Source organism: Thalassobaculum fulvum, assembly GCF_014652915.1.
Lineage (GTDB): Bacteria > Pseudomonadota > Alphaproteobacteria > Thalassobaculales > Thalassobaculaceae > Thalassobaculum_A > Thalassobaculum_A fulvum.
The window spans coordinates 24298-49877 of the sequence record NZ_BMZS01000001.1; the positions used below are offsets into that span (position 1 = coordinate 24298).

Here is a 25580-nt window from a genome sequence, read left to right on the forward strand (position 1 = left end):
TTCTCGCGCGCCGGGCTTGCGGTTCGGCGCCGGGCCTCTCATGTTGCGACGCAACATCGCCGGTCCCGGACGCGGCCGGCCAGCGCTTGGGAGAGCGAGGCGAGCCATGTCGATCCGCAACCTCGACCGCATGTTCCATCCCGCCTCGGTCGCCGTGATCGGCGCCAGCAACCGCGAGCGCTCGGTCGGCCGGGTGCTGTCGCGCAACCTGCTGTCCGGCGGCTTCGAGGGGCCGGTCCTGCCGGTCAACCCGCACGCTACCGCGATCGGCGCGACCCTGGCCTACCCGGACGTCGACTCCCTGCCGTTCGCCCCCGACCTCGCGGTGATCTGCACGCCGCCGGAGACCGTGCCCGGCATCGTCGACACGCTCGGCCGGCGCGGCACCAAGGCGGCCGTGGTGATAACCGCCGGTTTCTCCGAGACCCGCAGCGAGGAGGGCCGCCGGCTGACACAGGCGATCCTGGACGCCGGCCGGCCGCACCTGATGCGCATCGTCGGGCCGAACTGCGTCGGGATCCTGGTCCCCGGCATCGGCCTGAACGCCAGCTTCGCGCACATGCAGCCGAAGTCCGGCGACATCGCGTTCGTCAGCCAGTCCGGCGCGGTGGTCACCGCGGTGCTGGACTGGGCCACCCACCGCGGCATCGGGTTCAGCCACCTGGTGTCGCTCGGCAACATGGCCGACGTCGATTTCGGCGACATGCTCGACTTCCTGCTCGCCGACTCCAAGACCCGCGCGATCCTGCTGTACGTCGAGTCGATCACCCACGCGCCGAAGTTCATGTCGGCGGCCCGGGCCGCGGCGCGAGCCAAGCCGGTGATCGTCGTGAAGTCCGGCCGCACCGCCGCGGCGGCACGCGCCGCCGCCTCGCATACCGGCGCGCTCGCCGGTTCCGACGCGGTCTACGACGCGGCGTTCCGCCGGGCCGGCATGCTGCGGGTGTTCTCGATGGACGAGCTGTTCGACGCCGTCGAATCCCTGGCCTACGGCCCGCGGATCGTCGGCGACCGGCTGGCGATCGTCAGCAACGGCGGCGGCATCGGGGTGCTCGCGACCGAGGCGCTGTCCGACGCCGGCGGCACCCTCGCCACCCTGACGCCGGAGACGATCGGGCGGCTCGACGCCTGCCTGCCGGCCACCTGGTCGCGCGGCAACCCGGTCGACATCATCGGCGACGCGCCCGGCTCGCGTTACGCCGAGGCGGTCGCCGCGGTGCTCGAGAACCCCGGCACCGACGCCGTCCTTGTGCTGAACTGCCCGACCGCAATCGCCGACAGCCGGGAGGCGGCGCGCGCCACCCTCGACGTGGTCAGGGGGGCCGGGGCCAAACGGCCGCGACCGCCGGTCCTGACCAGCTGGCTCGGCGACGGCGCCGCCGCCGAGGCCCGCCGGATGTTCGCCGAGGCCCGGATCCCCAGCTACGAGACGCCGGAGCAGGCGGTGCGCGGCTTCATGCACCTGGTCCGCTACCGCCGCCACCAGACCCTGCTGATGGAGACCCCGCAGCCGCTGCACGAGTGGACGGCGCCGGCGGTCGAGGCGGCGCGCGCGGTGCTCGGCGCGGTCGCCGCCGAAGGCCGCGAGATGCTGACCGAGCCGGAGGCCGACCAGGTGCTGGAGGCCTACGGGATCCCGGTCGTCCGGACCCTGACGGCCGCCACCCCGGCGGAGGCCGGCCGTGCCGCCGGGCGGATCGGCGGGCCGGTGGCGCTGAAGATCCTGAGCCGTGCGATCAGCCACAAATCCGACGTCGGCGGGGTCCGGCTCGGCCTGGAAGGCGACGCCGCCGTGAAGGCCGCCGCCGAGGCCATGCTGGCGACGGTCGCCGAGCGCAGCGGCGGTGCCACGGTCGACGGCTTCACGGTCCAGGAGATGGCCGCGATGCCGCACGCCCACGAGCTGATCGTCGGCGTGCACCGCGATCCGGTGTTCGGGCCGACCATCCTGTTCGGCAAGGGCGGGGTCGAGGTCGAGGTGGTGCGCGACAGCGCGATCGCCCTGCCGCCGCTGAACTCGGTACTGGCCCAGGACCTGATCGGCCAGACCCGCGTGCACGACCTGCTGCGCGGCTACCGCGACCGGCCGGCCGCCGACCTGGAGGCGATCCAGCGGGTGCTGGAGCGGGTCGGGCAGCTCGCGCTCGACCTCCCGGAGATCGCCGAGCTCGACATCAACCCGCTGCTCGCCGGGGCATCGGGCGCCATGGCCCTGGACGCCCGGATCCGGGTCGCCCCGGCGGTCGACGCCGCCCCGCCGGCGATCCGGCCCTATCCCGGCCATCTGGCGCACCAGGCGGTGCTGGAGGACGGCTCGACCGTGAGCGTGCGGCCGATCCGGCCGGAGGACGAGCCCGGGATCGCCGGGATGCTGGCGCGGTCGTCGCAGGAGGACCTGAGGCTGCGGTTCTTCGCGCCGATCCGGCAGCTCAGCCACGAATCCGCCGCCCGCCTCACGCAGATCGACTACGGCCGCGAGATGGCGTTCGTCGCCGTCGAGGACGGCGAGCTGCTCGGAGTCTCGCGGCTGGCCGAGGACCCGGAGGGCGAGACCGCCGAGTTCGCGGTGCTGGTCCGGACCGACCGCCAGAAGCGCGGGCTCGGCGAGCGGCTGATGTCCGACCTGATCGGCTACGCGCGGGACCGCGGGATCGCCGTCCTGCACGGCACCGTGATGACCGAGAACCGGCGCATGCTGGCGCTGTGCGAGAAGCTCGGCTTCGAGCGCCGCCTGGTGCCGGACGATCCCGGCATCGCCGAACTGAGGCTGCGGCTCGGAACGCCACCGGCGGGCGGCCGTTAACCACTTGGGTTGACTCGGCGTTTACGATTCCTTCGGCACAGTGTCGGTCGGCAGCAAGGAGACCGCCATGACGCCGGAGACCGAGCAGACGTCCCTCGAGGAGATCGCCGCGCGCGCCGAGATCGGCAGCGTCCGGGAGCCCGAGTTCAGACTGGTCGCCGACCTGATCCGGATGACCATCCTCGGCCACGAGGCGCGCGCCGAGGCCGCCTGACCGGCGCGCCGTCCAGCGGGACTCCACCGGCCGTCATTCTCCTTCGACGATCGCCAGCGCCGCGTGCGCCCGCGACCGGAACTCGCGCCGGTACAGGATCGCGACCACCCAGGCGGTCGCCGCCACCAGCCCCGCCGGGTGCAGGAACCACGCGCACGCGGCCAGCCCGAAATAATAGGAATGCATGCCGCCGTTGTAGTGGCGGGCGGCCAGCGAGACCAGGCGGGCCGCCACCGCCGCGCGCGACCGGGCGACCGCGGGGTCGCCGTCGCCGGGCTGCGGGATCGCCCCGAGCACCACGCCGGCGTTGTTGTGCAGGCGCATCGACCACGCCAGCCGGAAGAAGGCGTGGGTGAAGATCAGGATCATCAGCGCCACCTTGAAGCCGAACCGGTTCTGGCTGGTGGTGGCGAAGTAGTCGAAGCCGTTGAGCACCTCCACCACGTCGGCCGAGGCCCCGAGCGCGGCGGCCAGGCCGCCGATCACGAAGATCGCGGTGGAGGCCAGGAACGCCGAGTTGCCGGTCAGCGACTGCAGGATCTGGACGTCGAGGATCCGGTTGTCGCGACCGACCGCCGAGCGCATCCAGCGCTCGCGCCAGACCTGCATCCGGGCCGGCAGGTTGTCGCCGCGCCGGATCGACACCGCCACGAACCCCTCGTAGCCGGCCCAGGCCAGCAGGAACAGGGCCAAGGCGAGCAGGTCGAGCCCCGAGAAGATGGTCAGGATGTCGGCCATGGGTTCCGCCGGTGTCCGGTATCGGCGCGACGCCGGCCGGCGGCACGCCGGCAGCAGGATCGCAGACCCCGCCCCGGCCCGCCAGCTTCACCGCCGGCACCGTGCATCCACCGCCGACCTAGGCCGCGGCCGACGCGCCGCCCAGGACCCGCGCTTCCGGGAACACGACGGTGACCACCGTGCCGCGCCCGACTTCGCTGTCGATGGCCACCGAGCCCTCGTGCAGCTCGGCGAAGCCCTTGACCAGCGACAGGCCGAGGCCGGTACCCTGGTGGCGGCGGGCGTGCGACTGGTCGGCCTGGAAGAACGCCTCGGTGACCCGCGGCACCGCCTCGGGCGGGATCCCGATCCCGGTGTCCCGGACCCGCAGCGCGAGGCCCGGGCCGTCACGCCCCAGCCAGACCTCGATCCTGCCGTCCCGGGGCGTGAACCTGACGGCGTTCGCCAGGAGGTTCAGCAGGATCTGGCGGAACATCCGCTGGTCAGCGAACAGCGAGACGCCGGTCGCCTGGACGTCGACGGCCAGGGTGATGCCGTTTCGCTCGCTGTCCGCGGCGATCATCCGGACCGCCGTCTGCACCGCGGCGGCCGGGTCGAACGCCTCCTCGTCCAGCACGATCCGCCGGGAGTCGATGCGGGCCATGTCGAGGATCGCGTCGAGCACGCTGAGGAGATGGGCGGCGCTGGTGTGGATGTCGCGCGAATACCCGTGATAGCGCTCCGGCAGCGGACCGAAGATCTGGCGCTCCTGGATCTCCGCGAACCCCATGATGGCGTTCAGCGGCGTTCGCAGCTCGTGGCTGACGGTCGCCAGGAAGTTCGACTTCGCCAGGTTCGCCGCCTCGGCCGCCAGCCTGGCACCGATCTCGTTGCGGGCCCGCCGGCTGCTCAGCAGCACCTCGGCGCCGAGAAACGCCGTCAGCACCACGACCACCAGGAGGATCGCCCACTGGTACAGCTCGGCCCGCCGGTACCCGGCCCGGGTCTCCTCCGCGAGCTGACGGAAGTGCTCGCCGTAGTAGACCTCCTGCGTCAGATTCTGGACGGCCGGCCGCCAGGCCGTCAGGGCCTCGTGGATCCTCAGGTACCGGTCGCGGTCGCCGCGCCGAAGCGCCGCCACCTCCGGATCGAGCGACCGGAGCGTCGCCATCAGGCCGTCCAGCAGCTCCGCCGCGCCCGCGACCTTGCGGACCTCCTGGGTCTGGTCGCCGTGCAGCAGTACCGGGATCCGGCTCCACAGCAGCTCGAACCGGGTCGACAGCGCCTCGCGGTCGGTGTCCGGTTCGCCCAGCATGAATCGGTCGAGCGACCCCAGGAACCGTTCCAGCTCGTAGGCGAGCTGGCCGACCGCCCAGTTGTTGTTGGTCAGGAGATAGGCGTGGGCGTTGCGCTCGCGCCGCAGTTCCTGGTCGTGGAGCGTGATCAGGGTCAGGAAGATCACCGCCAGGCCGACGACCGCGGCCATCCGCACCGGCGGTCTCGCGAGCCATCCCGGCGCGGGCGCGGCGACCCGATGCCTCGCCAACCAGTCCCGCAGTCCTGCAGCCATACCGTCGTCCCACCCGGCGCAACCCGTGTCCGGCACTGCCCTGCAACGCCCGGCTCCGTCGGCATCGAGTATCCCGCCGACGGGAGCCGGACGATATTGTGGAATGCCGACGTTAACGCATGGTTACGAGGCGGCCGCGTGGCCTAGACGTCGAGATTGGCGACCTTGAGGGCGTTCTGCTGGATGAACTCGCGGCGCGGCTCGACGACGTCGCCCATGAGGGTCGAGAACACCTCCTGGGCCTCGTCGGCGTGGGCGACCTTGACCTGCAGCAGGGTACGGCGGTCGGGATCCAGCGTGGTCTCCCAGAGCTGCTCCGGGTTCATCTCGCCGAGGCCCTTGTAGCGGTTGACCGTCAGGCCCTTGCGGCCGATCGCGAACACCGCCTCGATCAGGCCGACCGGGCCGTACACGGTGCGCGGCCCGTCCTTGGCCTCCAGGGTCGCCGGCTTGGCGAACAGCTCCTGCAGCTCACCGGCCCGCTCGTCCAGCGCCCGCGCCTCCGGGGTCTTCAGGAAGGCGCCGTCGAGCCGGTAGCGCTCGGTGACGCCGCGCAGGGTACGCTCGAACACCAGGGCCGGCCCGGTCTCGGTCTCCTCGAACCGCCCGGACCAGCCGCGCTCGTGCTCCTCGAACTGGGCGTCCAGCCGCCGGGCGAGATACCCCGCGGCGGCGGTCGCCTGCTCGACATCGGCCAGCAGCCCGGTGCCGAGCGTGCCGGCGACCGCCGCCTGCTCGACCAGGATGCTGCTGCCGAGGCGGCGGGCCAGCGGCTCGATCAGGTGCTTGGCCTGGCGGGCCCGCTCGGCCTGGGTCGCCAGGTCGGTACCGGCGATCTGGGCGCCGGAGGCGAGGCTCAGCACCGCCCCTTTGGTGCCCTCGTCGATCAGGAACCGCTCCAGCGCCCGGTCGTCCTTGAGGTAGGTCTCCTCGTTGCCGCGCTTGACCCGGTACAGCGGCGGCTGGGCGATGTACAGGTAGCCGCGCTCCAGCAGCTCCGGCATCTGCCGGAAGAAGAAAGTCAGCAGCAGGGTGCGGATGTGGCTGCCGTCCACGTCGGCGTCCGTCATGATGATGATCCGGTGGTAGCGGATCTTCGAGATGTCGAACTCCTCGGGCCCGATACTGGTGCCGAGTGCCGCGATCAGGGTGCCGATCTCCTGGCTCGACAGCATCTTGTCGAAGCGGGCCCGCTCGACGTTCAGGATCTTGCCGCGCAGCGGCAGGATCGCCTGGGTCTTGCGGTCGCGGCCCTGCTTGGCGGAGCCGCCGGCACTGTCGCCCTCGACCAGGAACAGCTCGGCCTTGGCCGGGTCGCGCTCCTGGCAGTCGGCCAGCTTGCCGGGCAGGTTGGCGATGTCGAGCGCGCCCTTGCGGCGGGTCAGCTCGCGCGCCTTGCGGGCGGCCTCGCGCGCCGCCGCCGCCTCGTAGGCCTTGGCGACCACCCGCTTGGCGTCGGCCGGATGCTCGTCGAACCACTGGTCGAGCTTGTCGGCGACGATGCTCTCGACCACCGGCTTGACCTCGGACGACACCAGCTTGTCCTTGGTCTGGGACGAGAACTTCGGGTCCGGCACCTTGACCGACAGCACGCAGGTCAAGCCTTCGCGGGCATCGTCGCCGGACAGGCTGACCTTCTCCTTCTTGGCGATGCCGGAGGCCTGGGCGTAGCTGTTGACCTGCCGCGTCAGGGCGGCGCGGAACCCGGCCAGGTGGGTGCCGCCGTCCTTCTGCGGGATGTTGTTGGTGAAGCACAGCATGGTCTCGTGGTAGGAGTCGGTCCACTCCATCGCCACCTCGACCGTGATGCCGTCGCGCTCGCCGCCCATCATCAGGGTCGGGTGCAGGGCGTGCCGGGCCCGGTCGATGTACTTCACGAAGGCCTCCAGGCCGCCCTCGTAGAACATCTCCACGGTCTTCGGCTCGGCGGTGCGCTCGTCGGTCAGCACGATCCGCACGCCGGAGTTCAGGAACGCCAGCTCGCGCAGCCGGTGCTCCAGGGTGGCGAAGTCGAACTCCACCATGGTGAAGGTGGCGGCCGACGGCTTGAACGTGACCTCGGTTCCGGTCTGGCCCGACGGGCCGACGACCGCGAGGTCGGCTTCCGGCTCGCCGTGGCGGAACCGCATGAAGTGCTCCCTGCCGTCCCGCCAGATCCGCAGATCCAGGATCTCCGACAGCGCGTTCACCACCGACACGCCGACCCCGTGCAGGCCGCCGGAGACCTTGTAGGAGTTCTGGTCGAACTTACCGCCGGCGTGCAGCTGGGTCATGATGACCTGGGCCGCCGACACCCCCTCCTCGGCGTGGATGTCGACCGGGATGCCGCGCCCGTTGTCGGACACCGTGACCGAACCGTCGCCGTTCAGGGTGACCCTGACGGCGTCGCAGTAGCCGGCCAGCGCCTCGTCGATGGCGTTGTCGACCACCTCGTAGACCATGTGGTGCAGGCCGGAGCCGTCGTCGGTGTCGCCGATGTACATGCCCGGACGCTTGCGCACGGCGTCGAGCCCGCGCAGCACCTTGATCGACTCGGCGCCATAGCCGTTGGATCCGCCGCTCCCGTCCGGGGACGCGTCCTCGGGAAGGATCTCGTCAGCCATTGGATGTCTCTCCTCGGAATCCGACGATGCCGGCCGGCGCCAGGCGCCCGTCCGTCACCTCCAAAATCTGCGCCCGGTCGGCGATCGGGGCGAACACGTCCCGGTCGGTCCCGGTCAGCCAGGCCTGCCCGCCGAGCGCCAGCACGGCCTCGAACAGCGCGGCCCGGCGGCGGTCGTCGAGATGGGCCGCCACCTCGTCGAGCAGCAGGATCGGCGCGGCCCCTTCGTCGACCGCCTGCAGCCGGGCGTGCGCCAGCACGATCCCGACCAGCAGCGCCTTCTGCTCGCCGGTCGAGCAGCGCTCGGCCGGCATGTCCTTCGCGACGTGCCGGACCGCCAGGTCGCTGCGGTGCGGTCCCTCGGCCTCGGGCGCGCCGGGACGGCGCCCGGCCGCGAGGGTGGCCCGCAACCGCTCCTCGACGTCGAGCGCCGGCGCCTCCTCGAGCCAGCGGTCGACGGTGCCGTCCAGCCGCAGGGCGGCGGCCGGGAACGGTGCCTCGGTCCCGGCGCAGACCCGGTTCAGCCGGGCCACCAGCGCGGCCCGGGCCGCGGCGACCGCCACGCCGGACGCCGCCAGGGTCTCCTCCAGCGCGGCGTACCAGGCGGGATCGCGCACCGCGTCCCTGATCAGGCGGTTGCGCTCGCGCCAGGCGTGCTCGTAGCCGTTCACCCGGGTCGAGTGTTCCGGGTCGAAGGCGAACACCAGGCGGTCCAGGAACCGGCGCCGGCCTGACGCCCCCTCCAGGAACAGCCGGTCCATCGCCGGGGTCAGCCAGGACACCGTGACGTGATCGCCGAGTGCCGCCTGGCTCTTGGCCGGCACCCCGTCGATCCGGACCAGCCGGCGCTCGCCCTCGGCCTCCGGGTCGCGGCCGGTGCCGATCGCCACCTCGCCGAGCTTGCCGTCGAGGCGGGCCGCCACCGCCCAGGCGGTATCCGGCGCCGGCTCGCCCGGCACCGCGCGGTCGACATCGGACAGCCGGGCGCGGCGCAGGCCGCGGCCGGGCGCCAGGAACGACACCGCCTCCAGCAGGTTGGTCTTGCCGGCGCCGTTCGGCCCGGCCAGCACCACCGCCGGGCCGTCGACATCGAGCGTCGCCGCGGCGTAGTTGCGGAACCGCGTCAGGCTGAGACGACGCACCGCGAGCCGGCGCGGCGCCGGGCCGGCCGACGGTTCGGCCATGAGGGGTCGGGCGGTCACGCGGCCGGTCACACCCGCATCGGCATGAGGACGTAGAGCGCGCCGTCGTCGCCCTCGTCGGTGACCACGGTCGGCGACGCCGCGTCGGCCATGGCGAACACCGCCTTGCTGCCGTCGTCGATCTGGTCGGCGATGTCCAGCAGGTAGCGGGAGTTGAAGCCGATCTCGATCGGCGCCGACCCGTAGTCGACGTCGACTTCCTCGGTCGCCTGCGCGTTGTCCGGGCTGTTGGCCGACAGGGTGAGCGTGCCGCTGGCCAGGCTAAGCTTCACCGAGCGCGACTTCTCGGTAGAGATGGTGGCGACCCGGTCGACCGCGCGCTTGAAGCTGGAGCTCTCGACCCGGAGCAGCTTGTCGTTGCCGGACGGGATCACCCGCTCGTAGTCCGGGAAGGTGCCGTCGATCAGCTTGGTGGTCAGCACCGTCGTCTCGAAGGCGACCCGCAGCTTGTTGTCGTTCAGCGAGACCTGGACGTCGCCGTCGGTCTCCTCGATCAGCTTGCGGATTTCCTGCACCGCCTTGCGCGGCACGATCACCGCCGGCATGCCGGCGGCACCGGCCGGCAGCGGCATCTGCACCCGCGCCAGCCGGTGGCCGTCGGTGGCGACGGCGCGCAGCACCGGCATGTCGCCGGCCTTGGTCTCGTGCAGGAAGATGCCGTTGAGGTAGTAGCGGGTCTCCTCGGTGGAGATAGCGAACCGGGTGCGGTCGATCAGGGTCTTGGCGTCGGCCGCCGACAGCACGAAGCCGGTCGGCAGGGTGTCGCCGGACAGCGCCGGGAACTCCTCGACCGGCAGGGTCGGCAGCGAGAAGTTCGAGCGCCCGGCCCGGATCGCCATGCGGCCGCTGTCGCCGTTGGCGGTCAGCTCCACCTCCGAGCCGTCCGGCAGCTTGCGGACGATCTCGTACAGGGTGTGCGCCGGCACCGTGGTCTGGCCGGCCTGGTCGACCGAGCAGCCGACGCTCTCGACCACGTCCAGGTCCATGTCGGTGGCGGTCAGCGACAGCGTCCCGTCGCCGGCACGCAGCAGCACGTTGGCCAGGATCGGGATGGTGTTGCGACGCTCGACGACGCTCTGGACGTGGGCGAGCGGCTTCAGCAGGGCCGCGCGGTCGATGGTGATCTTCATGGGCTCGCTCGGGCCTTTCGGATGGTCTCGGGGACGCCTCCGCCGCCCGGCGAAGGGCGGCGGAAAGGCATACCCGTCACGGGGCGAATCGTCACGGATTTTATAGCACGAAACGCCCGCCGCAGGGCCAGTTTTCAGGCTGTCGGAAGTGCCCCCGGAAGCACCCCCGAAACGGCTCCGGAAACCGCCCCCGCGTCAGCTCTCGAGCATCCGCCGGAGCATGTCGACGTCCTCGTCGAAATGCCGGTCGGCCGCCCGCAGCTCGTCGACCTTCTTGACCGCGTGCATCACCGTGGTGTGGTCGCGCCCGCCGAACTTGCGGCCGATCTCCGGCAGCGACCGCTGGGTCAGCTGCTTGGCGAGGTACATGGCGATCTGCCGTGGCCGGGCGATCGAGCGCGAGCGCCGGGCCGAGTGCATGTCGGCGATGCGGATGTTGAAGTGCGAGGCGACCTTGCGCTGGATCTCCTCGATGGTGATCCGCCGATCGTTGGCCTTCAGCAGGTCGTGCAGGACCTCCTGGGTGCTCTCCAGGGTGATCGCGCGGCCGACCAGGGTGGAGTGCGCGACGATGCGGTTGAGCGCGCCCTCCAGCTCGCGGACGTTGGAGGAGATCTTGTGGGCCAGGAACTCCAGCACCTTCGGCGGGATCGCGGTCTCCAGCTTCTCGGCCTTCGACTGCAGGATGCCGAGCCGCAGCTCGTAGGTGGTCGGGTGGATGTCCGCCACCAGCCCCCAGCCGAGCCGCGAGCGCAGCCGTTCCTCCAGCCCGTCAAGGTCGTTCGGCGACTTGTCGGCGGAGATGATGACCTGCCGGTTCTGGTCCACCAGGGCGTTGAAGGTGTGGAAGAACTCCTCCTGGGTCGAGTCCTTGCCGCTGATGAACTGGACGTCGTCGATCATCAGCACGTCGACCGAGCGGAACTGCTCCTTGAACGCCACCGTGTCCTTGAAGCGCAGCGCCCGGATGAACTGGTACATGAACTTCTCGGCGGACATGTACAGCACCCGCCGCTGCGGATGCTTCTCCCGCAGGTTCCAGGCGATGGCATGCATCAGGTGGGTCTTGCCGAGTCCGACCCCGCCGTACAGGAACAGCGGGTTGAACGGCACGGTCTCGCTCTCGGCCACCCGCCGCGCCGCCGCGAACGCCAGTTCGTTCGGCTTGCCGACCACGAAGTTGTTGAAGGTGAAGCGCGGGTCGAGCGGCGCGCTCAGCGCCTCGGTCGGCTCGACGGCCCGGAGCACCACCGGTGCCTCCGGCGCCGCGTCCTCGGGCTCGTCCTCGGCGCGCCTGTCGGCGGCGACCCGGGCCGCCGGCGGGCGGACTGCCGCCCGGGACGCCGTCGCGCCGGCCTCGGCAACCGCCCCGGCCCCGGCGGACACCAGGACCTCGACGGTCTGCACCGCCGGATCCTCGTCGCTCCACAGGGCGCGCAGCCGGTCGCCGTACTGGTTGGTGACCCGGTCGCGGACCACCCGGCTCGGCACCGACAGCACCACCGTCGAGCCGTCCCGGCGCACCAGGGTCAGCGATCGCAGCCAGTTCCGATAAACGGTCTCGCCGCACTCGGCACGCAAGCGCCCCCGCACTCGCGCCCAACGGGTCGCAAGCTCTGCCCCGCCGTCGCGATCAAACATCCCACGTGCCTCCCTCTCGGGTCTGGGCGGCGTTGCCCGCCGCGCCACGATTGTTCCGCACGTCCCCGGTCTGGCTCCCCAAGCCATTGTCCGTTGTCACAGTTCGCCCCTCGCGTCTCCCGGGCGTCCGCCCGTTCCCTTGTCTCCGACCGGCCTGGAACCCGAGCCGAACCCCCCGTTCGACGCCGAGCCATGTACAAACCTGCCCCGTTCGACGCAGCTCGCGCCGCACCGCCCCGTCAACGCCGGAACCTATAGACTACAGGGCCGGAACGCAGACGATACCCAGACCATCGTAAGATTTCGCACAAACGCATCGCGTGAGTACTGCATTTTTTCCTTTACGACTTGCAGTAACCACCGGTTTGCGCCAAGGCCGGTAAGTTACTCGCCCCCCCTGGCCGACGCAACAGACTCGGCCGTTAGATGACCAATTTTTTTCGGCCTGCCGCGCTGAATCGCAAGTTGACTTATCCAGATGAAACTCGATTCAACGCTTTGCGCTCTGATGTTGAACCGATGTCGAGCGAATCGCCGCAACTCGGCAACCGGCGGCGAAAGCGCTTCGGCTCGCGCGACTTAGCGGATGACCCATTTCCGTAACACGCGGACGGCGGGGTGAAGCCGTCGCGCCGGGCCGCCACGATCCGGGTGGCAGGCACACGAAAGGGCCGCCGGAATCCGACGGCCCTGACAATGCGGATCTCCTGGCGGCCGCAGCCGCCCGGTGTCAGGCGCCGAGCGCCTTGATCCGGGCGTTCAGGCGCGACAGCTTGCGCGCCACCGTGTTGCGGTGCAGGACGCCCTTGGACACCCCGCGATGCATCTCCGGCTGCGCCTCCGCGAACGCCGACTTCGCGGCGGTCTCGTCACCGGACGCGATGGCCTTCTCGACCTTCTTCACGAAGGTGCGGATGCGCGAGATGCGCGCGTGGTTGATCTCGAAGCGGTGCGCATTGCGACGAATGCGCTTCTTGGCCGACTTGTGATGCGCCATGGTGTCTCTCGAATGGCCGGCGATATGCGGAAGGCGCGCCTTATAGCGCCACGCCCGATCCGCGTCAACCGTGGTGGGTGGCACCCGCCGCGTCGTGCCGCGGGCGCCGGGGACAGGAACCGGTCAGCTGTGCTTGAAGGCCGGCTGGCGCTTCTCGACGAAGGCCGCCATGCCTTCCTTCTGGTCCTCGGTCGCGAAGGTCGAATGGAACAGCCGGCGCTCGAAGCGCACGCCCTCGCTGAGCGTGGTCTCGTAGGCCCGGTTGACCGACTCCTTGGCCATCATGACCATCGGCCGCGACATGTCGGCGATCCGCTCGGCCACCTTGATGACCTCGTCCATCAGCTCGGCGGCCGGCACGACCCGGCTGACCAGCCCGGCACGCTCGGCCTCCTGGGCGTCCATCATCCGGCCGGTCAGGCACATGTCCATCGCCTTCGACTTGCCGACGAAGCGGGTGAGGCGCTGGGTGCCGCCGGAACCCGGGATGGTGCCGATGGTGATCTCCGGCTGGCCGAACTTGGCGGTGTCGGCGGCGATGATGAAGTCGCACATCATCGCCAGCTCGCAGCCGCCGCCGAGCGCGTAGCCGGCGACCGCGGCGACCACCGGCTTGCGGATCCGGGTGATGTGCTCCCAGCGGGCGGTGATGAAGTCCGCCTTGTAGACGTCCATGTAGGACTTGTCCTGCATCTCCTTGATGTCGGCGCCGGCGGCGAACGCCTTTTCGCTGCCGGTCAGCACCAGGCAGCCGATCGCGTCGTCGGCCTCGAGCTCGTCGAGGCCGCGGGCCAGCTCGTCCATCAGGACCGACGACAGGGCGTTCAGCGCCTTCGGGCGGTTCAGCGTGATCACGCCGACCTTCCCGCGGCGCTCCACCAGGATCGTCTCGTAAGGCATCGTTGCTGCTCCTCTCCAGAGCCGCCGCCGGCGGCCGGAACCAGGGACAATTCGGTTTCAGCGTGGCGCGAGTTCGAAACGGACCACCAGGCCGTCGCCCTCGACCACCGTATCCACGGTCAGAACCTCTCCCTCCCGCGTCCAGCGGCCGGCGCCGTCGGGCGACCAGCCGAGCTGCGGAAGTGTCTCTTCGTAGAAGGCGCGCACGGCCGGCATGCGCACCCCGCCTTCGGCGAAGGCGACCACGATGCGGCCGACCGCGGCGTCGAAGCTCACGCTGGCGGCCGGGACGTTGCGCAGTCCCGGCATCAGCGGAAGATCCTCGAATCCATCGACGAAGGCGTCCGCGCGGACCGGCGCGGGCGCCGCCCCCCACAGCAGGCCGGCCCCGATGACGAGGGGTCCGACGAGACGCGCGAGGAGCCGGTGCGGCGTGCTCATGGCCCGGGGCTTCTACCTCACCGCTGACATGACGGACAATAGAAAGTCGAGCGGCCGGTCTGGACGATCCGCCGCACGGTACCCCGGCAGCCCTCGGTCGGACAGCGCTCGCCCTCGCGGTCGTAGACCCGGAAGGTGTGCTGGAAGTAGCCGAGCTCGCCCGATGTCTGGCGGTGGTCGCGCAGCGACGAGCCGCCGGCCGCGATGGCGTCGCGCAGCACGTCGCCGACCGCCGCCGCCAGGGCCTCGGCGCGGCCGCCGCGCACGTTCAGCGCCAGCCGCTTCGGCGAGATCCGCGCCCGGTACAGCGCCTCGCAGGCGTAGATGTTGCCGATCCCGGCGACCACCCGCTGGTCCAGCAGCGCCGCCTTGATCGGCGTGTGGCGGCCCTCCAGTGCCGTCTCGAGCGCCGGCCCGGAGAACGCGTTGCCGAGCGGCTCCGGGCCGATCCCGGCGAGCAGCCGGTGGTTCTCCACGTCGGCCGTCGGCCACAGATCCATCATCCCGAAGCGCCGTGCGTCGTTGAACCGCAGCCACCAGCCCTCGTCGGTCCGCAGCACCACGTGGTCGTGCTTCTCCGGCACCGGCTCGCCGCCGTTCGACAGCAGCATCCGCCCGGACATCCCGAGGTGGATCAGCCAGCTCACGGAATCGTCCAGGTCGACCAGGATGTACTTGGCGCGCCGGCGCAGGCCGAGCACCCGGCGGCCGGTCAGCCGCCTGGCGAAGTCGCGCGGCAGCGGCCAGCGCAGGTCCGGGCGGCGCGCCTCCACATGGGCCAGCACCCGGCCCTCGAGCCGCGGCGCCAGGCCGCGCATCACCGTCTCTACTTCGGGCAATTCCGGCATGGCGGCGACGGTATCCCTTGATTCGACGGGCGCCAAGCGACTTGATAGGCACCGCCGGGCGCCCGAGAAGGCGGGGGGCCGCGCGCTCCGGGAGGCGACATGACCCAAGACAGCAAGATCCGCGGCGGGGTGACCGATTTCGGCTTCGAGGAGGTGCCGGTCGAGGAGAAGGCGGCCCGGGTGCGCGGGGTGTTCGACTCGGTCGCCCGCAACTACGACCGCATGAACGACCTGATGAGCCTCGGCATCCACCGGGTCTGGAAGGACGCGCTGATGGACTGGCTGCTGCCGCGGCCGTCGCAGCGCCTGCTGGACGTGGCCGGCGGCACCGGCGACATCGCCCAGCGCTGGCGCAGGCGCGGCGGCGGGCCGGTCACGGTCTGCGACATCAACGCCGAGATGATCGGCGTCGGCCGCGATCGCCTGGACAAGGCCGGCGGCGACCCCACCGTCACCTGGACGGTCGGCAACGCCGAGTGCCTGCCGTTCGACGACCGCTCGTTCGAGCGCGTCACCATCGCCTTCGGGCTGCGCAACGTCACCCGCATCGACGCCGCGCTGGCCGAGATGCGGCGGGTGCTGAAGCCCGGCGGCCGGTTCATGTGCCTGGAGTTCTCGCGCCCGACCCAGCCCTGGCTCGACCCGGTGTACGACGCCTATTCGTTCCGGGTGCTGCCCTGGCTCGGCCGGGTCGTGGCCGACGACGAGGACGCCTACCGCTATCTCGCCGAGAGCATCCGCCGGTTCCCGGACCAGCAGAACCTGACCGAGCGCATGCGCCGGGCCGGGTTCGAGAAGGTCGCCTGGCGCAACCTGTCGGCCGGCATCGCCGCCATCCACTCCGGCTGGCGGTTGTAGCCATGCCCGGCTGAGGCCCCGGCGCGAACGCCATGATCCGCTCCCCATGATCCGCTCCCTGCGCAACCTGTTCCGGCTGATCCGGATCGCCTGGATCATGGCCCGGCACGGGGTGCTGGAGCCGCTGGAGACGGTGGCGGAGGCGCCGGCCCTGGGTCTGTTCGCCCGGCTCGCCCGGCGGCTGCGCGACCCGCGGGTCGCCGGTCGCTGGGGGCAGCGGCTGGCCGCCGCCCTGGTGGCGCTCGGCCCCAGCTTCATCAAGTTCGGCCAGTCGCTGGCGACCCGCGCCGACCTGATCGGCGACCAGGCCTCGGCCGATCTGACCATGCTGCAGGACCGGCTGCCGCCGTTCGCCCCGGCGACCGCGCGCGCCACCCTGGAGTCCGAGCTCGGCGCCCCGGTCGACGCGTTGTTCGCGCGGTTCGACGAGGTGCCGGTGGCGGCCGCCTCGATCGCCCAGGTGCACCGCGCCCGCACCGCCGACGGCCGCGAGGTCGCGGTCAAGGTGCTGCGGCCCGGCATCGAGGCGGCGGTGGCCCGCGACCTCGACCTGTTCGAATGGATCGCCGAGACGGTCGAGCGGATGCTGCCGTGGACCGAGCGGCTGCGCCCGGTCGAGACCGTCCGGGTGTTCCGCGAGACCGTCGAGATCGAGCTCGACCTGCGCTACGAGGCCGCGGCCGCGGCCGAGCTGGCGGAGAACTTCCAGGACGATTCCGACTTCCGGGTGGCCGCGGTCGACTGGGACCGGACGACCCGGCGGATCCTCACCACCGCCTGGGTCGAGGGCTGCCGGATCGACGACCTGGCGTCGCTGCACGCCCACGGCCTGGACCCGACCGAGCTGCTGGCCAAGGCCGCCGCGGTGTTCTTCACCCAGGTGTTCCGCGACGGCTTCTTCCACGCCGACATGCATCCCGGGAACATGCTGGTCGAGCCGGACGGCACCCTGGTGCCGGTCGATTTCGGGATCATGGGCCGGGTCGACCTGGCCACCCGCTTCTACCTGGCCGACACCCTGACCGGGTTCCTGAACGGCGACTGGCGGGCGGTGGCGGAGATCCACTTCCGCATGGGCTTCGTGCCGGCCGGCAAGTCGATCGACCTGTTCACCCAGGCCTGCCGGTCGATCGGCGAGCCGGTCATGGACAAGCCGCTGCACGAGATCTCGGTGGCCCGGCTGCTCGGCCAGGTGCTGCGGATCGCCGAGACCTTCGAGATGCGCGCCCAGCCGCAGCTCCTGCTGCTGCACAAGACCATGGTGGTGGCCGAGGGGGTCGGCCGGAAGCTGAACCCGGACGTCAACATGTGGGCGCTGGCCCGGCCGCTGATCGAGCGGTGGATGATCGAGAACCGCGGGCCGGAGGCGCTGCTCGGGCGCGGCGCCGACGACGTGGTCCGCACCCTCTCCCGCCTGCCGGCCCTGGTGCGCGCCGCCGACCGGCTGCTGCAGCACCTGGACGAGGGCGGGCTGAAGGTCCACCCCGAGAGCCTGCGGGTCCACGCCGAGCTGTCCGCCCGCCAGCGCTTCCCGGCCTGGCCGGTGCTGGCCGCCGTGCTTGCCGGCCTGCTGATCGGGCTGCTGCTGGAGTAGCGGCCGTGCGCCCGTCGCCTGTCCACCGATAGGTCCCGGCTCTGCGGGGCCATGCCCCTTCGGCCGGGATGAGGGACCTTGTGGGAAATCCACCTCCATGGGGGTTCCGGTGTGGGGGTTCCGGTGACAGTGCACTTATCTTCATGGGTTCGACACCATGCTCGTCAGCCCGTCGCTCGCGGACACGAGATCGAGTGCACTGTCATCGCATTGAGTGCACTGTCACCGTATTACGTATTGGCCGATAGGTCCCGGCTCTGCGGGGCCGTGCCCCTTCGGCCGGGATGAGGGACCTTGTGGGAAATCCACCTCCATGGCCTCATCCCGGAGCGGGGCGCCGAAGGCGAAACGCATCCGGGACCCATTTGCCGATAGACAGGCAGCAGCCGACATGACCGCAAGGCGCGGGAGGGACTTCGCATGATCACGGAACGCATCGCCGCATTGCCGCTGCTGCCGACGACGGTGGTCGGCAGCTACCCGCAGCCGGGCTGGCTGGTCGACCCCGAGGCGCTGAAGCAGGCCGGTGTGCCGCGGCTGCGCGCCAAGGGAATCTGGCGGCTGTCCGGCGAGCAGCTGGCCGAGGGCCAGCGCGACGCCACCGTGCTGGCGGTGCACGACATGGAGCGCGCCGGCATCGACATCGTCGGCGACGGCGAGGCCGGGCGCGAGAGCTACTCCAACCAGTTCGCCACGGCGCTTGAGGGCGTCGACATCGAGACCCCGGGCAGCACCATCGGCCGCTACGGCCAGACCACCCTGGTGCCGCGGGTCGTCGGCCCGGTCCGCCGGGTCCGGCCGGTGATCGTCGACGAGGTGAAGTTCCTGCGGGCGCAGACCGACCGGCCGATCAAGGTGACCCTGCCCGGGCCGTTCACCATGACCCAGCAGGCCTCCAACGAGCACTATGCCGACGACGCCGACCTGGCGATGGCCTACGCCGCCGCCGTCAACGAGGAGCTGATGGAGCTGTTCGCCGCCGGCGCCGACATCGTGCAGTTGGACGAGCCCTGGATGCAGGCCCGGCCGAAGCTGGCGCACGACTACGCGGTCCCGGCGATCAACCGGGCGCTCGAGGGCGCGCCGGGCACCACCGCCGTGCACCTGTGCTTCGGCTACGCCGCCATCGTGAAAGACAAGCCGAGCGGCTACTCGTTCCTGCCCGAGCTCGAGGCCTCGACCGCCGACATCGTCTCGATCGAGGCGGCGCAGCCGGGGCTCGACCCCGCCGCGCTGGCCGCCTTGCCGAGCAAGCGCATCATGCTCGGCGTCATCGACCTGAACGACCCGAAGCCGGAGACCGCCGAGATCGTGGCCGGGCGCCTGCGCGCCGCCCTGAAGCACATGCCGGCCGAGCGCCTGATCGCCGCCCCGGACTGCGGCATGAAGTACCTGCCGCGCGCCGTGGCGTTCGCCAAGCTGAAGGCGATGGCCGAGGGCGCGCGGATCGTGCGGGACGAGCTGGGGCGGTAGGCGGCGCGGCCGTTCAGGCCTTGCGCATCCACACCGCGGTGTCGTGGAACGCCGCGCCGCCGGAAGGCGGCGGCGAGTCGGCGCTGGTGAGCGCGTTGATGCCGATGCCCTCCTCGAAGGCGGCGTTCGGCCATACCGACTCGACGACCACGGTGGTCGGCTGCACCCCGTCGAACACCTTCGCGTGCAGCACCACCGAGCCCTGCTCGTTGCCGAGCCGCACCCGGTCGCCGTCGCCGAAGCCGAGCGCCGAAGCGGTGTCGGGATGCACCATCACCGTCGGCCGGGCCTCGCGCTTGCGGCTGGTCGGGGTCTCGGTGAACGAGGTGTTCAGGTAGTTGCGGGCCGGCGCGGTCACCATCCGGTACGGCTTCTCCGGAGTCGCCCGGTCGATGATGTCGACATGGTCGGGCAGGCCCGGGATGCCCTTGCCGAGCGGGCCGACGGCCTCCCAGTCGGCGGCGAACTCGAACCGGCCGGACCTGGTCGGGAACCCGGTCAGGAAGTGCTGCTCCTCCCAGGACGGCGACACGTCCAGCCACTTGCGGCCGACCATCTCGTCGAAGCCGGGATAGCCGGAGCGCTTCAGGGTGGCGTCGATCAGCTCCGCCTCGGTCATGTCCATGGCCGGGTGCTCGGCCCCGAGCCGGCGCAGCAGCGCGTTCTGGACCCAGTGGTTGGAGCGGCACTCGCCGGGGGCCTCGATCACCCGGTCGTGCACCTCGAGATGCGGGTGGCCGCCGGCGGTGTAGATGTCGGCGTGCTCCAGGAACGTCGTGGCCGGCAGCACCACGTCGGCGTGCCGCGCGGTCTCGGTTAGGAACTGCTCGTGCACGCACAGGAACAGGTCGTCGCGGCTCAGCCCCTTCAGCACCCGGTGGCTGTCCGGCGCCACCGCCGCCGGGTTGGTGTTCTGGATCAGCATGGCGGTGACCGGCGGGCCCTGGCGGACCACCGAATCCTCGCCGGTCAGCACCGGGCCGATCCGCGACATGTCGAGCACCCTGGTGCCGGGGCGGACCCGGTCGGTCGCCTCGATCAGGGTCTTGTCGACCGTGTAGTAGCCGTCGACCTTCCACAGCGCGCCGCCGCCGCGGTGCCTCCACTTGCCGCCGACCGCCGGGATCGCCGCCACCGCGTGCACCTGCATCGGCCCGTTGCGCGACCGGGCGAAGCCGTAGCCGAGGCGGATGAACGCCCGGTCGGTCCGGCCGTAGCGTTGCGCCAGCGCCTCGATCTGCGCCGCCGGCACCCCGGAGATCGCCTCGGCCCATTCCGGCGTCCGGCTCGCCAGGTGCGCCTCCAGCGCGGCCGCGCCCTCGGTGTAGCGCGCCAGGTACTCGCGGTCGGCATAGCCGTCGCGGAACAGCACGTGCATGATCGCGCAGGCGACCGCCCCGTCGGTGCCGGGGCGCACCATGACGTGCTCGTCGGCCGCCTCGGCGGTCGGCGTGCGGTACGGATCGACCACCACGAAACGGGCGCCGCGCTCCTTGCGGGCCTTGGTCACGTGGGTCATCACGTTGACCTGGGTCGAGACCGGGTTGCCGCCCCACATGACGATGAGGTCGGATTCCGCCATCTCGCGCGGGTCGGAGCCGCCGACCTTGCCGGAGCCGGCGATCCAGCCGGCCTTCACCACCGTGGTGCAGATGTTGGCGTCCTGGCCGGAATAGCCCATGACGTTGCGCAGCCGGTTGATGCCGTCGCGGTTCACCAGCCCCATGGTGCCGGCGAAGTAGTACGGCCACACCGTCTCCGGCCCGAGACGCGCCGCCGCCACCGCGAACGCGCCGGCCACCCGGTCCAGCGCCTCGCCCCAGGGGATCTCGCGGAACTGGTCCGAGCCCTTCGGCCCGACCCTGAGCAGCGGGCGCTTCAGCCGGTCCGGGTGGTGCACCCGCTCGGCGTAGCGCGCGACCTTCGCGCACACCACGCCGGCGGTGTAGTCGTTGTCCGCCGCGCCGCGGACCCGGCCGATGGTGTGGGCGTCGATCCGCTCGACCTCCAGCGCGCAGGCGCTGGGGCAGTCGTGCGGGCAGACCGAGGGGACGATGGCGGGGGAGGCGAGGGCGTCGAGCGGCATGGACGGGAGGGTAGTGCGGGGCGGGGCCGAGTGGAAGAGCGCCGAGGCGGTGGGTGGGTCCCGGACCTTCGCGGCCTTGCCGCTGCGTCCGGGATGACGTCATTTCTTGATTGGACGTCATCCCGGGCGGTCCTCGACTTGGTCGAGGGGCGATCCGGGACCCACCCACCGCCTCGCACTCGAAAACCTCCTGCGCGCCGTTTGACAACCTCTGCCGAGCCCGCTCCCAATGCGGTTCCCGCCCGACCCAGGAGCCCCCCTATGACCACCCCCGCGATCCGCCCCCGCCGCAGCTTCATCTTCGCGCCCGGCAACCGGCCGGACATGTTCCCGAAGGCCCTGAAGGTCGGGGCCGACATCATGTGCGTCGACCTGGAGGACGCGATCGCGCCGCAGCACAAGGCCGAGGCCCGGGCCGCGACGCTGAAGTGGTTCGCCGAGGCCGAGCTCGACGGGTCGGTCGAGGCGATGGTGCGGATCAACGCGCCGCGCACGCCGGAGGGCATGCGCGACATCGACGCGGTGCTGGCCTCGCCGAAGGCGCCGCCGGCGCTGATGCTGCCGAAGGTCAAGTCGCCGGCCGAGATCGTCGCCCTGACCGAGCTGTTCGACGAGATGAAGGTCCCGACCCGCCTGCAGGTGATCGTCGAGACCAACGAGGCGCTGGAGGCGGCCTGGGAGATCGCCCGCTCGAGCGACCGGATCGACGCCCTGTTCTTCGGCGGCGTCGACATGGCCGCCGATTTGCGCTGCCGGAACTCCTGGAACGCCCTGCTGTACGCCCGCTCGCGCGTGGTGCACGCGGCCGCCGGCGCCGGGGTCGACGTGATCGACGTGCCGTACCTGGATCTCAACGACATGGCCGGCATGCGGGCCGAGGCCGAGGCCGCCGCCGAGCTCGGGTTCTCCGGCAAGGGCTCGATCCATCCCAGCCAGGTGCCGGTCCTGAACGAGATCTTCACCCCGTCCGCCGCCGAGGTGGCCTATGCCCGCCGCGTCGTCGAGGCGTTCGAGACCGCCGACAGCGGCCTCGTCGTGCTGGACGGCAAGCTGCTGGAGAAGCCGGTGCTGCGCAGCATGTACCGGGTGCTGGCGCGGGCCGGCGCCTGACGCCGTCGCCCGGCCGGAAAGCGAAGCGGCGATCTGACGCGCCCGGCCCCCGCCGGGGCCGGCGCCCCGCGCCTCCGCCGGCGATCCGTTCCCACCGCGCCACCAATGCCGTGCCCGGGGGGCGGTTGTTCCGCCGTCGGTTCCGGCGTTAGGCTTGTCTTACAAAATGACATCCGACCAACGGACAACCGTCGTCCGGAAGCCGGATGCCCCCGCCTGCATGACCGCCTCGCCAGGAGCGGGACCGCGGCCGGCCAAGGCCCGGAAGTCCCGCCCACCACCCGAAGGCCCCACGGAGGAGACACCATGAACATGCGCTGGACGACCACCGCCGCCGTCGCCACCGCGGCCCTGCTGGCCGCGACCGTCGCGGTGCAGGCCGCCGAGCTGCCGAAGACCACGATCAAGGTGGTCGGCAACTACAGCAACCTGCTGCAGACCAAGGAGGTCGAGAAGCCGTTCTGGACCGAGATGCTCGCCAAGGATTCCAACGGCCAGATCACCGCCGACTACAACAACCAGGACATCCTGGGCATCAAGGACTTCTCGCTGCTGCGGCTGACCCAGGCCGGGGTCGCCGACGCGGGCGTCGGCGACATCTCGAAGATGGCCGGCGACGACCCGGTGTTCGAGGGCTGCGACCTGGCCGGCATCACCACCGACATCGAGACCGCCCGCAAGGCGTGCGACGTCTGGAAGCCGGTGATGGCCGAGGCCATGAAGAAGAAGTTCAACGCCCGGCTGGTGGCGCTCGGCAACAACCCGCCGATCGTGTTCTGGTGCAACAAGCCGATCGCCGGCCTGGCCGACCTGAAGGGCAAGAAGGTCCGGGTGTTCAACACCACCCAGTCCGACTTCGTCTCCGCCATCGGCGCCACCACCATCACCATGGCGTTCGGCGAGGTGGTCCCGGCCCTGCAGCGCAACGTCGTCGACTGCGCGCTGACCGGCACCCTGTCGGGCAACACCGCCGGCTGGCCGGAGGTCGCCACCCACCTGTACCCGCTGCCGGTCGGCTGGTCGATCTACTACACCGCCGTCAACGAGGACTCCTGGGAGAAGTGGGGGCCGGCCGTGCAGGGCTTCATGGACAAGGAGTTCGCCAAGCTCGAGCAGATGAACTGGGACATCGGCGGCCAGGCCACCGACCAGGGCGTCAACTGCAACATCGGCAAGGACCCGTGCACCCTCGGCAAGAAGGGCAAGATGACCCTGGTGCCGCTGTCGGACGCCGACAAGGCGACCCGCGAGGACGTGGTGCAGAACGTCGTGCTGGTGAAGTGGGGCAAGCGCTGCGGCAAGGACTGCGCCGCCCGGTGGAACGACACGGTCGGCAAGGTCGTCGGCCTGACCATTCCGCTCGACAAGCTCTGAGCCGGACCTGAAGAACGCGGTACCGCCCTCCCCCGGGAGGGCGGTATCGTGTTGCCGGCCTGCCCGTCTCGCCTCTCGTCGCTGCGCGCCCGCCCCGTCACCCAGGCCCGGAGCCGCCATGGACCGCACCCTCGACCTCGCCCACCGGCTGGCCCGCATCGGCGCCTGGGCCGGCGGCGCCCTGGTGATCCTCGCGGCCTTCGTCATCGGCCTCGACATCGTCGTCCGCAAGCTGTTCGTCCTGGCGTTCGGCGGCGCCGCCGAGCTGTCCGGCTACGTGCTGGCGATCGCCTCGTCCTGGGCGTTCGCGCTGGCGCTGCTCGATCGCGCCCACATCCGCATCGACTCGCTGTACGTCCACCTGCCGGTCCGGGTCTGCGCCATGCTCGACGTGCTCGGGCTGCTGGTCATGCTGGCGCTGGCGGCGCTCCTGACCTGGCAGGGCTGGCACGTGTTCTTCCAGTCCTGGAACCTCGGCTCGCGGGCGGTGACGGCGCTCGCCACGCCGCTGGCCTACCCGCAGTTCCTGTGGCTGGTCGGGCTGGCCTATTTCGCCCTGGTGACCGCGCTGCTGCTGGTCCGCGCGACCCACGCCCTGGTCACCGGCGACATCGCCACGGTCCAGCGCATCGCCGGATCGCGCACCGGCCAGCAGGACCTGGAGGAAGAGCTCGAGAGCATCAGGCGCCGGGGCGGCGGATCGGGCGGCGATACCGCGGAGAACCATCCATGATCTGGGTCACGGTCGCCCTGCTGTTCGTCGTCCTGGCGCTCAGCATCCCGATCGCCGCGGCGCTGGCGGCGCTCGGCCTGTCGCTCGACTACCTGTACTCCTGGCTGCCGCTGCGCCTGGCGATGGGCGAGATGAGCTGGGGGGTGTCGACCGACTTCATCCTGTTCGCCATCCCGCTGTTCGTGCTGCTCGGCGAGATCCTGCTGCGCTCCGGCATCGCCGAGCGGATGTACGGCGCCATGAGCCAGTGGCTGTCCTGGCTGCCGGGCGGGCTGATGCACTCGAACATCGGCACCTGCACGCTGTTCGCGGCGGTCTCCGGCTCCAGCGTCGCGACCGCCGCCACCATCGGCACCGTGGCGGTCGGCGAGATCGAGCGGCACCGCTACAACGAGCGCCTGTTCCTCGGCACCATCGCCGCCGGCGGCACCCTCGGCATCCTGATCCCGCCGTCGATCGTGATGATCGTCTACGGCGCGCTGACCGAGACCTCGATCCCGCAGCTCTACCTCGCCGGCATCGTGCCCGGCCTGGTGCTGGCCGCCCTGTTCATGGTCACGGTGGTGATCGCCTGCTCGGTCAAGCCGGAATGGGGCGGCGACAAGATCGCGGTGAGCTGGGGCGAGCGCTGGCGCACCCTGCCCGACCTGGTGCCGCCGCTGCTGATCTTCGCGGTGGTGATCGGCTCGATCTACACCGGCCTCGCCACGCCGACCGAGTCGGCGGCGCTGGGCGTGCTGATGGCGCTGCTGCTGGCCGCCTGGAAGCGGCGGCTGACCTGGGCGATGCTGCGCGAGACCAGCGAAGGCACCATGCGCACCACGGCGATGATCATGCTGATCCTGATCGCCGCCAGCTTCCTCAGCTTCGTCGTCACCTCGGTCGGCATCGGCCGGCAGGTGACGCAGCTGATCACCGACAGCGGCCTGACCCCGGCCCAGACCATGTGGCTGATCGTGGCGCTCTACCTGGTGCTCGGCATGTTCATGGAATCGCTGTCGATGATGATCGCCACGGTGCCGATCATCACCCCGGTGGTGATCTCCATGGGCTACGACCCGGTGTGGTTCGGCGTGCTGATGATGCTGCTGCTGGAGACTGCGCTGGTGACCCCGCCGGTCGGGCTCAACCTGTTCATCGTCCAGGGGGTGCGGCCGAAGGGCCAGATCCGCGACGTGATGATCGGGTCGCTGCCGTTCGTGGTCGCCCTGCTGGCGATGATCGTGCTGCTGGTGCTGCTGCCGGACCTGGCGCTCTGGCTGCCCAACTCGATCGCCCGCTGAGGTC

At 71.1% G+C, this 25580-nt stretch carries 20 protein-coding genes; 9 read left to right on the plus strand and 11 right to left on the minus strand.

Annotation, left to right across the window (positions count from 1 at the left end):
• Positions 1-106: 106 nt before the first annotated feature.
• Both IE246_RS00110 and IE246_RS00115 read left to right on the plus strand, forming a co-directional pair.
• Complete coding sequence (locus tag IE246_RS00110; protein ID WP_189986879.1) at positions 107-2803, plus strand: bifunctional acetate--CoA ligase family protein/GNAT family N-acetyltransferase; 2697 nt, start codon at positions 107-109, stop codon at positions 2801-2803.
• 67 nt (positions 2804-2870) lie between these two features.
• Positions 2871-3017 (plus strand): hypothetical protein, encoded by a 147-nt coding sequence (locus tag IE246_RS00115; protein WP_189986880.1) that lies wholly within the window; start codon positions 2871-2873, stop codon positions 3015-3017.
• A 33-nt stretch (positions 3018-3050) separates the two neighbouring features.
• On the opposite strand, the gene IE246_RS00120 is transcribed toward IE246_RS00115, so the two are convergent.
• The 10 genes from IE246_RS00120 to mutM form a co-directional block, all read right to left on the minus strand.
• Positions 3051-3755 carry a DUF599 domain-containing protein gene (locus IE246_RS00120; RefSeq protein WP_189986881.1) on the minus strand — a complete coding sequence of 235 codons (705 nt, stop codon included), beginning with the start codon at positions 3753-3755 and terminating at the stop codon, positions 3051-3053.
• 118 nt (positions 3756-3873) lie between these two features.
• Positions 3874-5220: a sensor histidine kinase gene (locus IE246_RS00125; protein ID WP_189986882.1), complete on the minus strand. Its 1347-nt coding sequence runs from the start codon at positions 5218-5220 to the stop codon at positions 3874-3876.
• A gap of 227 nt (positions 5221-5447) precedes the next feature.
• Complete coding sequence (gyrB, locus tag IE246_RS00130) at positions 5448-7907, minus strand: DNA topoisomerase (ATP-hydrolyzing) subunit B (RefSeq protein WP_189986883.1); 2460 nt, start codon at positions 7905-7907, stop codon at positions 5448-5450.
• Positions 7900-9090 (minus strand): DNA replication/repair protein RecF, encoded by a 1191-nt coding sequence (gene recF, locus IE246_RS00135; protein WP_189986884.1) that lies wholly within the window; start codon positions 9088-9090, stop codon positions 7900-7902. The genes gyrB and recF overlap by 8 nt, the downstream gene beginning before the upstream one ends.
• A gap of 26 nt (positions 9091-9116) precedes the next feature.
• A complete protein-coding gene (gene dnaN / locus IE246_RS00140) occupies positions 9117-10238 on the minus strand; it encodes a DNA polymerase III subunit beta (protein ID WP_189986885.1) in 1122 nt (373 codons plus the stop codon).
• A gap of 195 nt (positions 10239-10433) precedes the next feature.
• Positions 10434-11879: a chromosomal replication initiator protein DnaA gene (gene dnaA, locus IE246_RS00145; protein WP_189986886.1), complete on the minus strand. Its 1446-nt coding sequence runs from the start codon at positions 11877-11879 to the stop codon at positions 10434-10436.
• Positions 11880-12609: 730 nt separating this feature from the next.
• Positions 12610-12876 carry a 30S ribosomal protein S20 gene (gene rpsT / locus IE246_RS00150; protein ID WP_189986887.1) on the minus strand — a complete coding sequence of 89 codons (267 nt, stop codon included), beginning with the start codon at positions 12874-12876 and terminating at the stop codon, positions 12610-12612.
• A 123-nt stretch (positions 12877-12999) separates the two neighbouring features.
• The gene (locus tag IE246_RS00155; RefSeq protein ID WP_189986888.1) at positions 13000-13776 is read right to left on the minus strand and encodes an enoyl-CoA hydratase; all 777 of its coding nucleotides are present in this window, start codon (positions 13774-13776) and stop codon (positions 13000-13002) included.
• 57 nt (positions 13777-13833) lie between these two features.
• Positions 13834-14217: a hypothetical protein gene (locus tag IE246_RS00160; protein WP_189986889.1), complete on the minus strand. Its 384-nt coding sequence runs from the start codon at positions 14215-14217 to the stop codon at positions 13834-13836.
• A 17-nt stretch (positions 14218-14234) separates the two neighbouring features.
• Positions 14235-15065 carry a bifunctional DNA-formamidopyrimidine glycosylase/DNA-(apurinic or apyrimidinic site) lyase gene (gene mutM / locus IE246_RS00165; protein ID WP_189986890.1) on the minus strand — a complete coding sequence of 277 codons (831 nt, stop codon included), beginning with the start codon at positions 15063-15065 and terminating at the stop codon, positions 14235-14237.
• Between the two features lie 99 nt (positions 15066-15164).
• Between mutM and ubiE the strand changes: the two genes are divergently transcribed.
• The 3 genes from ubiE to IE246_RS00180 all read left to right on the plus strand — a co-directional run bounded on the left by ubiE (position 15165) and on the right by IE246_RS00180 (position 18990).
• Entirely contained in the window at positions 15165-15923 is a 759-nt protein-coding gene (gene ubiE / locus IE246_RS00170) for a bifunctional demethylmenaquinone methyltransferase/2-methoxy-6-polyprenyl-1,4-benzoquinol methylase UbiE (RefSeq protein ID WP_189986891.1), read from the plus strand.
• A 46-nt stretch (positions 15924-15969) separates the two neighbouring features.
• Positions 15970-17517 carry a 2-polyprenylphenol 6-hydroxylase gene (gene ubiB, locus IE246_RS00175; protein WP_189986892.1) on the plus strand — a complete coding sequence of 516 codons (1548 nt, stop codon included), beginning with the start codon at positions 15970-15972 and terminating at the stop codon, positions 17515-17517.
• 420 nt (positions 17518-17937) lie between these two features.
• Positions 17938-18990 carry a uroporphyrinogen decarboxylase/cobalamine-independent methonine synthase family protein gene (locus IE246_RS00180; RefSeq protein WP_189986893.1) on the plus strand — a complete coding sequence of 351 codons (1053 nt, stop codon included), beginning with the start codon at positions 17938-17940 and terminating at the stop codon, positions 18988-18990.
• 13 nt (positions 18991-19003) lie between these two features.
• On the opposite strand, the gene IE246_RS00185 is transcribed toward IE246_RS00180, so the two are convergent.
• Positions 19004-21076: a molybdopterin-containing oxidoreductase family protein gene (locus IE246_RS00185; protein ID WP_189986894.1), complete on the minus strand. Its 2073-nt coding sequence runs from the start codon at positions 21074-21076 to the stop codon at positions 19004-19006.
• A 261-nt stretch (positions 21077-21337) separates the two neighbouring features.
• On the opposite strand from IE246_RS00185, the gene IE246_RS00190 reads away from it, so the two are divergent.
• The 4 genes from IE246_RS00190 (at position 21338) to IE246_RS00205 (ending at position 25576) form a co-directional block, all read left to right on the plus strand.
• On the plus strand, positions 21338-22186 hold the full coding sequence (locus tag IE246_RS00190) for an HpcH/HpaI aldolase/citrate lyase family protein (RefSeq protein WP_189986895.1): 849 nt from the start codon (positions 21338-21340) through the stop codon (positions 22184-22186).
• A 306-nt stretch (positions 22187-22492) separates the two neighbouring features.
• Positions 22493-23560, plus strand: a complete 1068-nt coding sequence (locus IE246_RS00195; protein WP_189986896.1) for a TRAP transporter substrate-binding protein — start codon at positions 22493-22495, stop codon at positions 23558-23560.
• A 118-nt stretch (positions 23561-23678) separates the two neighbouring features.
• The gene (locus IE246_RS00200) at positions 23679-24293 is read left to right on the plus strand and encodes a TRAP transporter small permease subunit (RefSeq protein ID WP_189986897.1); all 615 of its coding nucleotides are present in this window, start codon (positions 23679-23681) and stop codon (positions 24291-24293) included.
• A complete protein-coding gene (locus tag IE246_RS00205) occupies positions 24290-25576 on the plus strand; it encodes a TRAP transporter large permease (RefSeq protein WP_189986898.1) in 1287 nt (428 codons plus the stop codon). The genes IE246_RS00200 and IE246_RS00205 overlap by 4 nt, the downstream gene beginning before the upstream one ends.
• Positions 25577-25580: the final 4 nt, after the last annotated feature.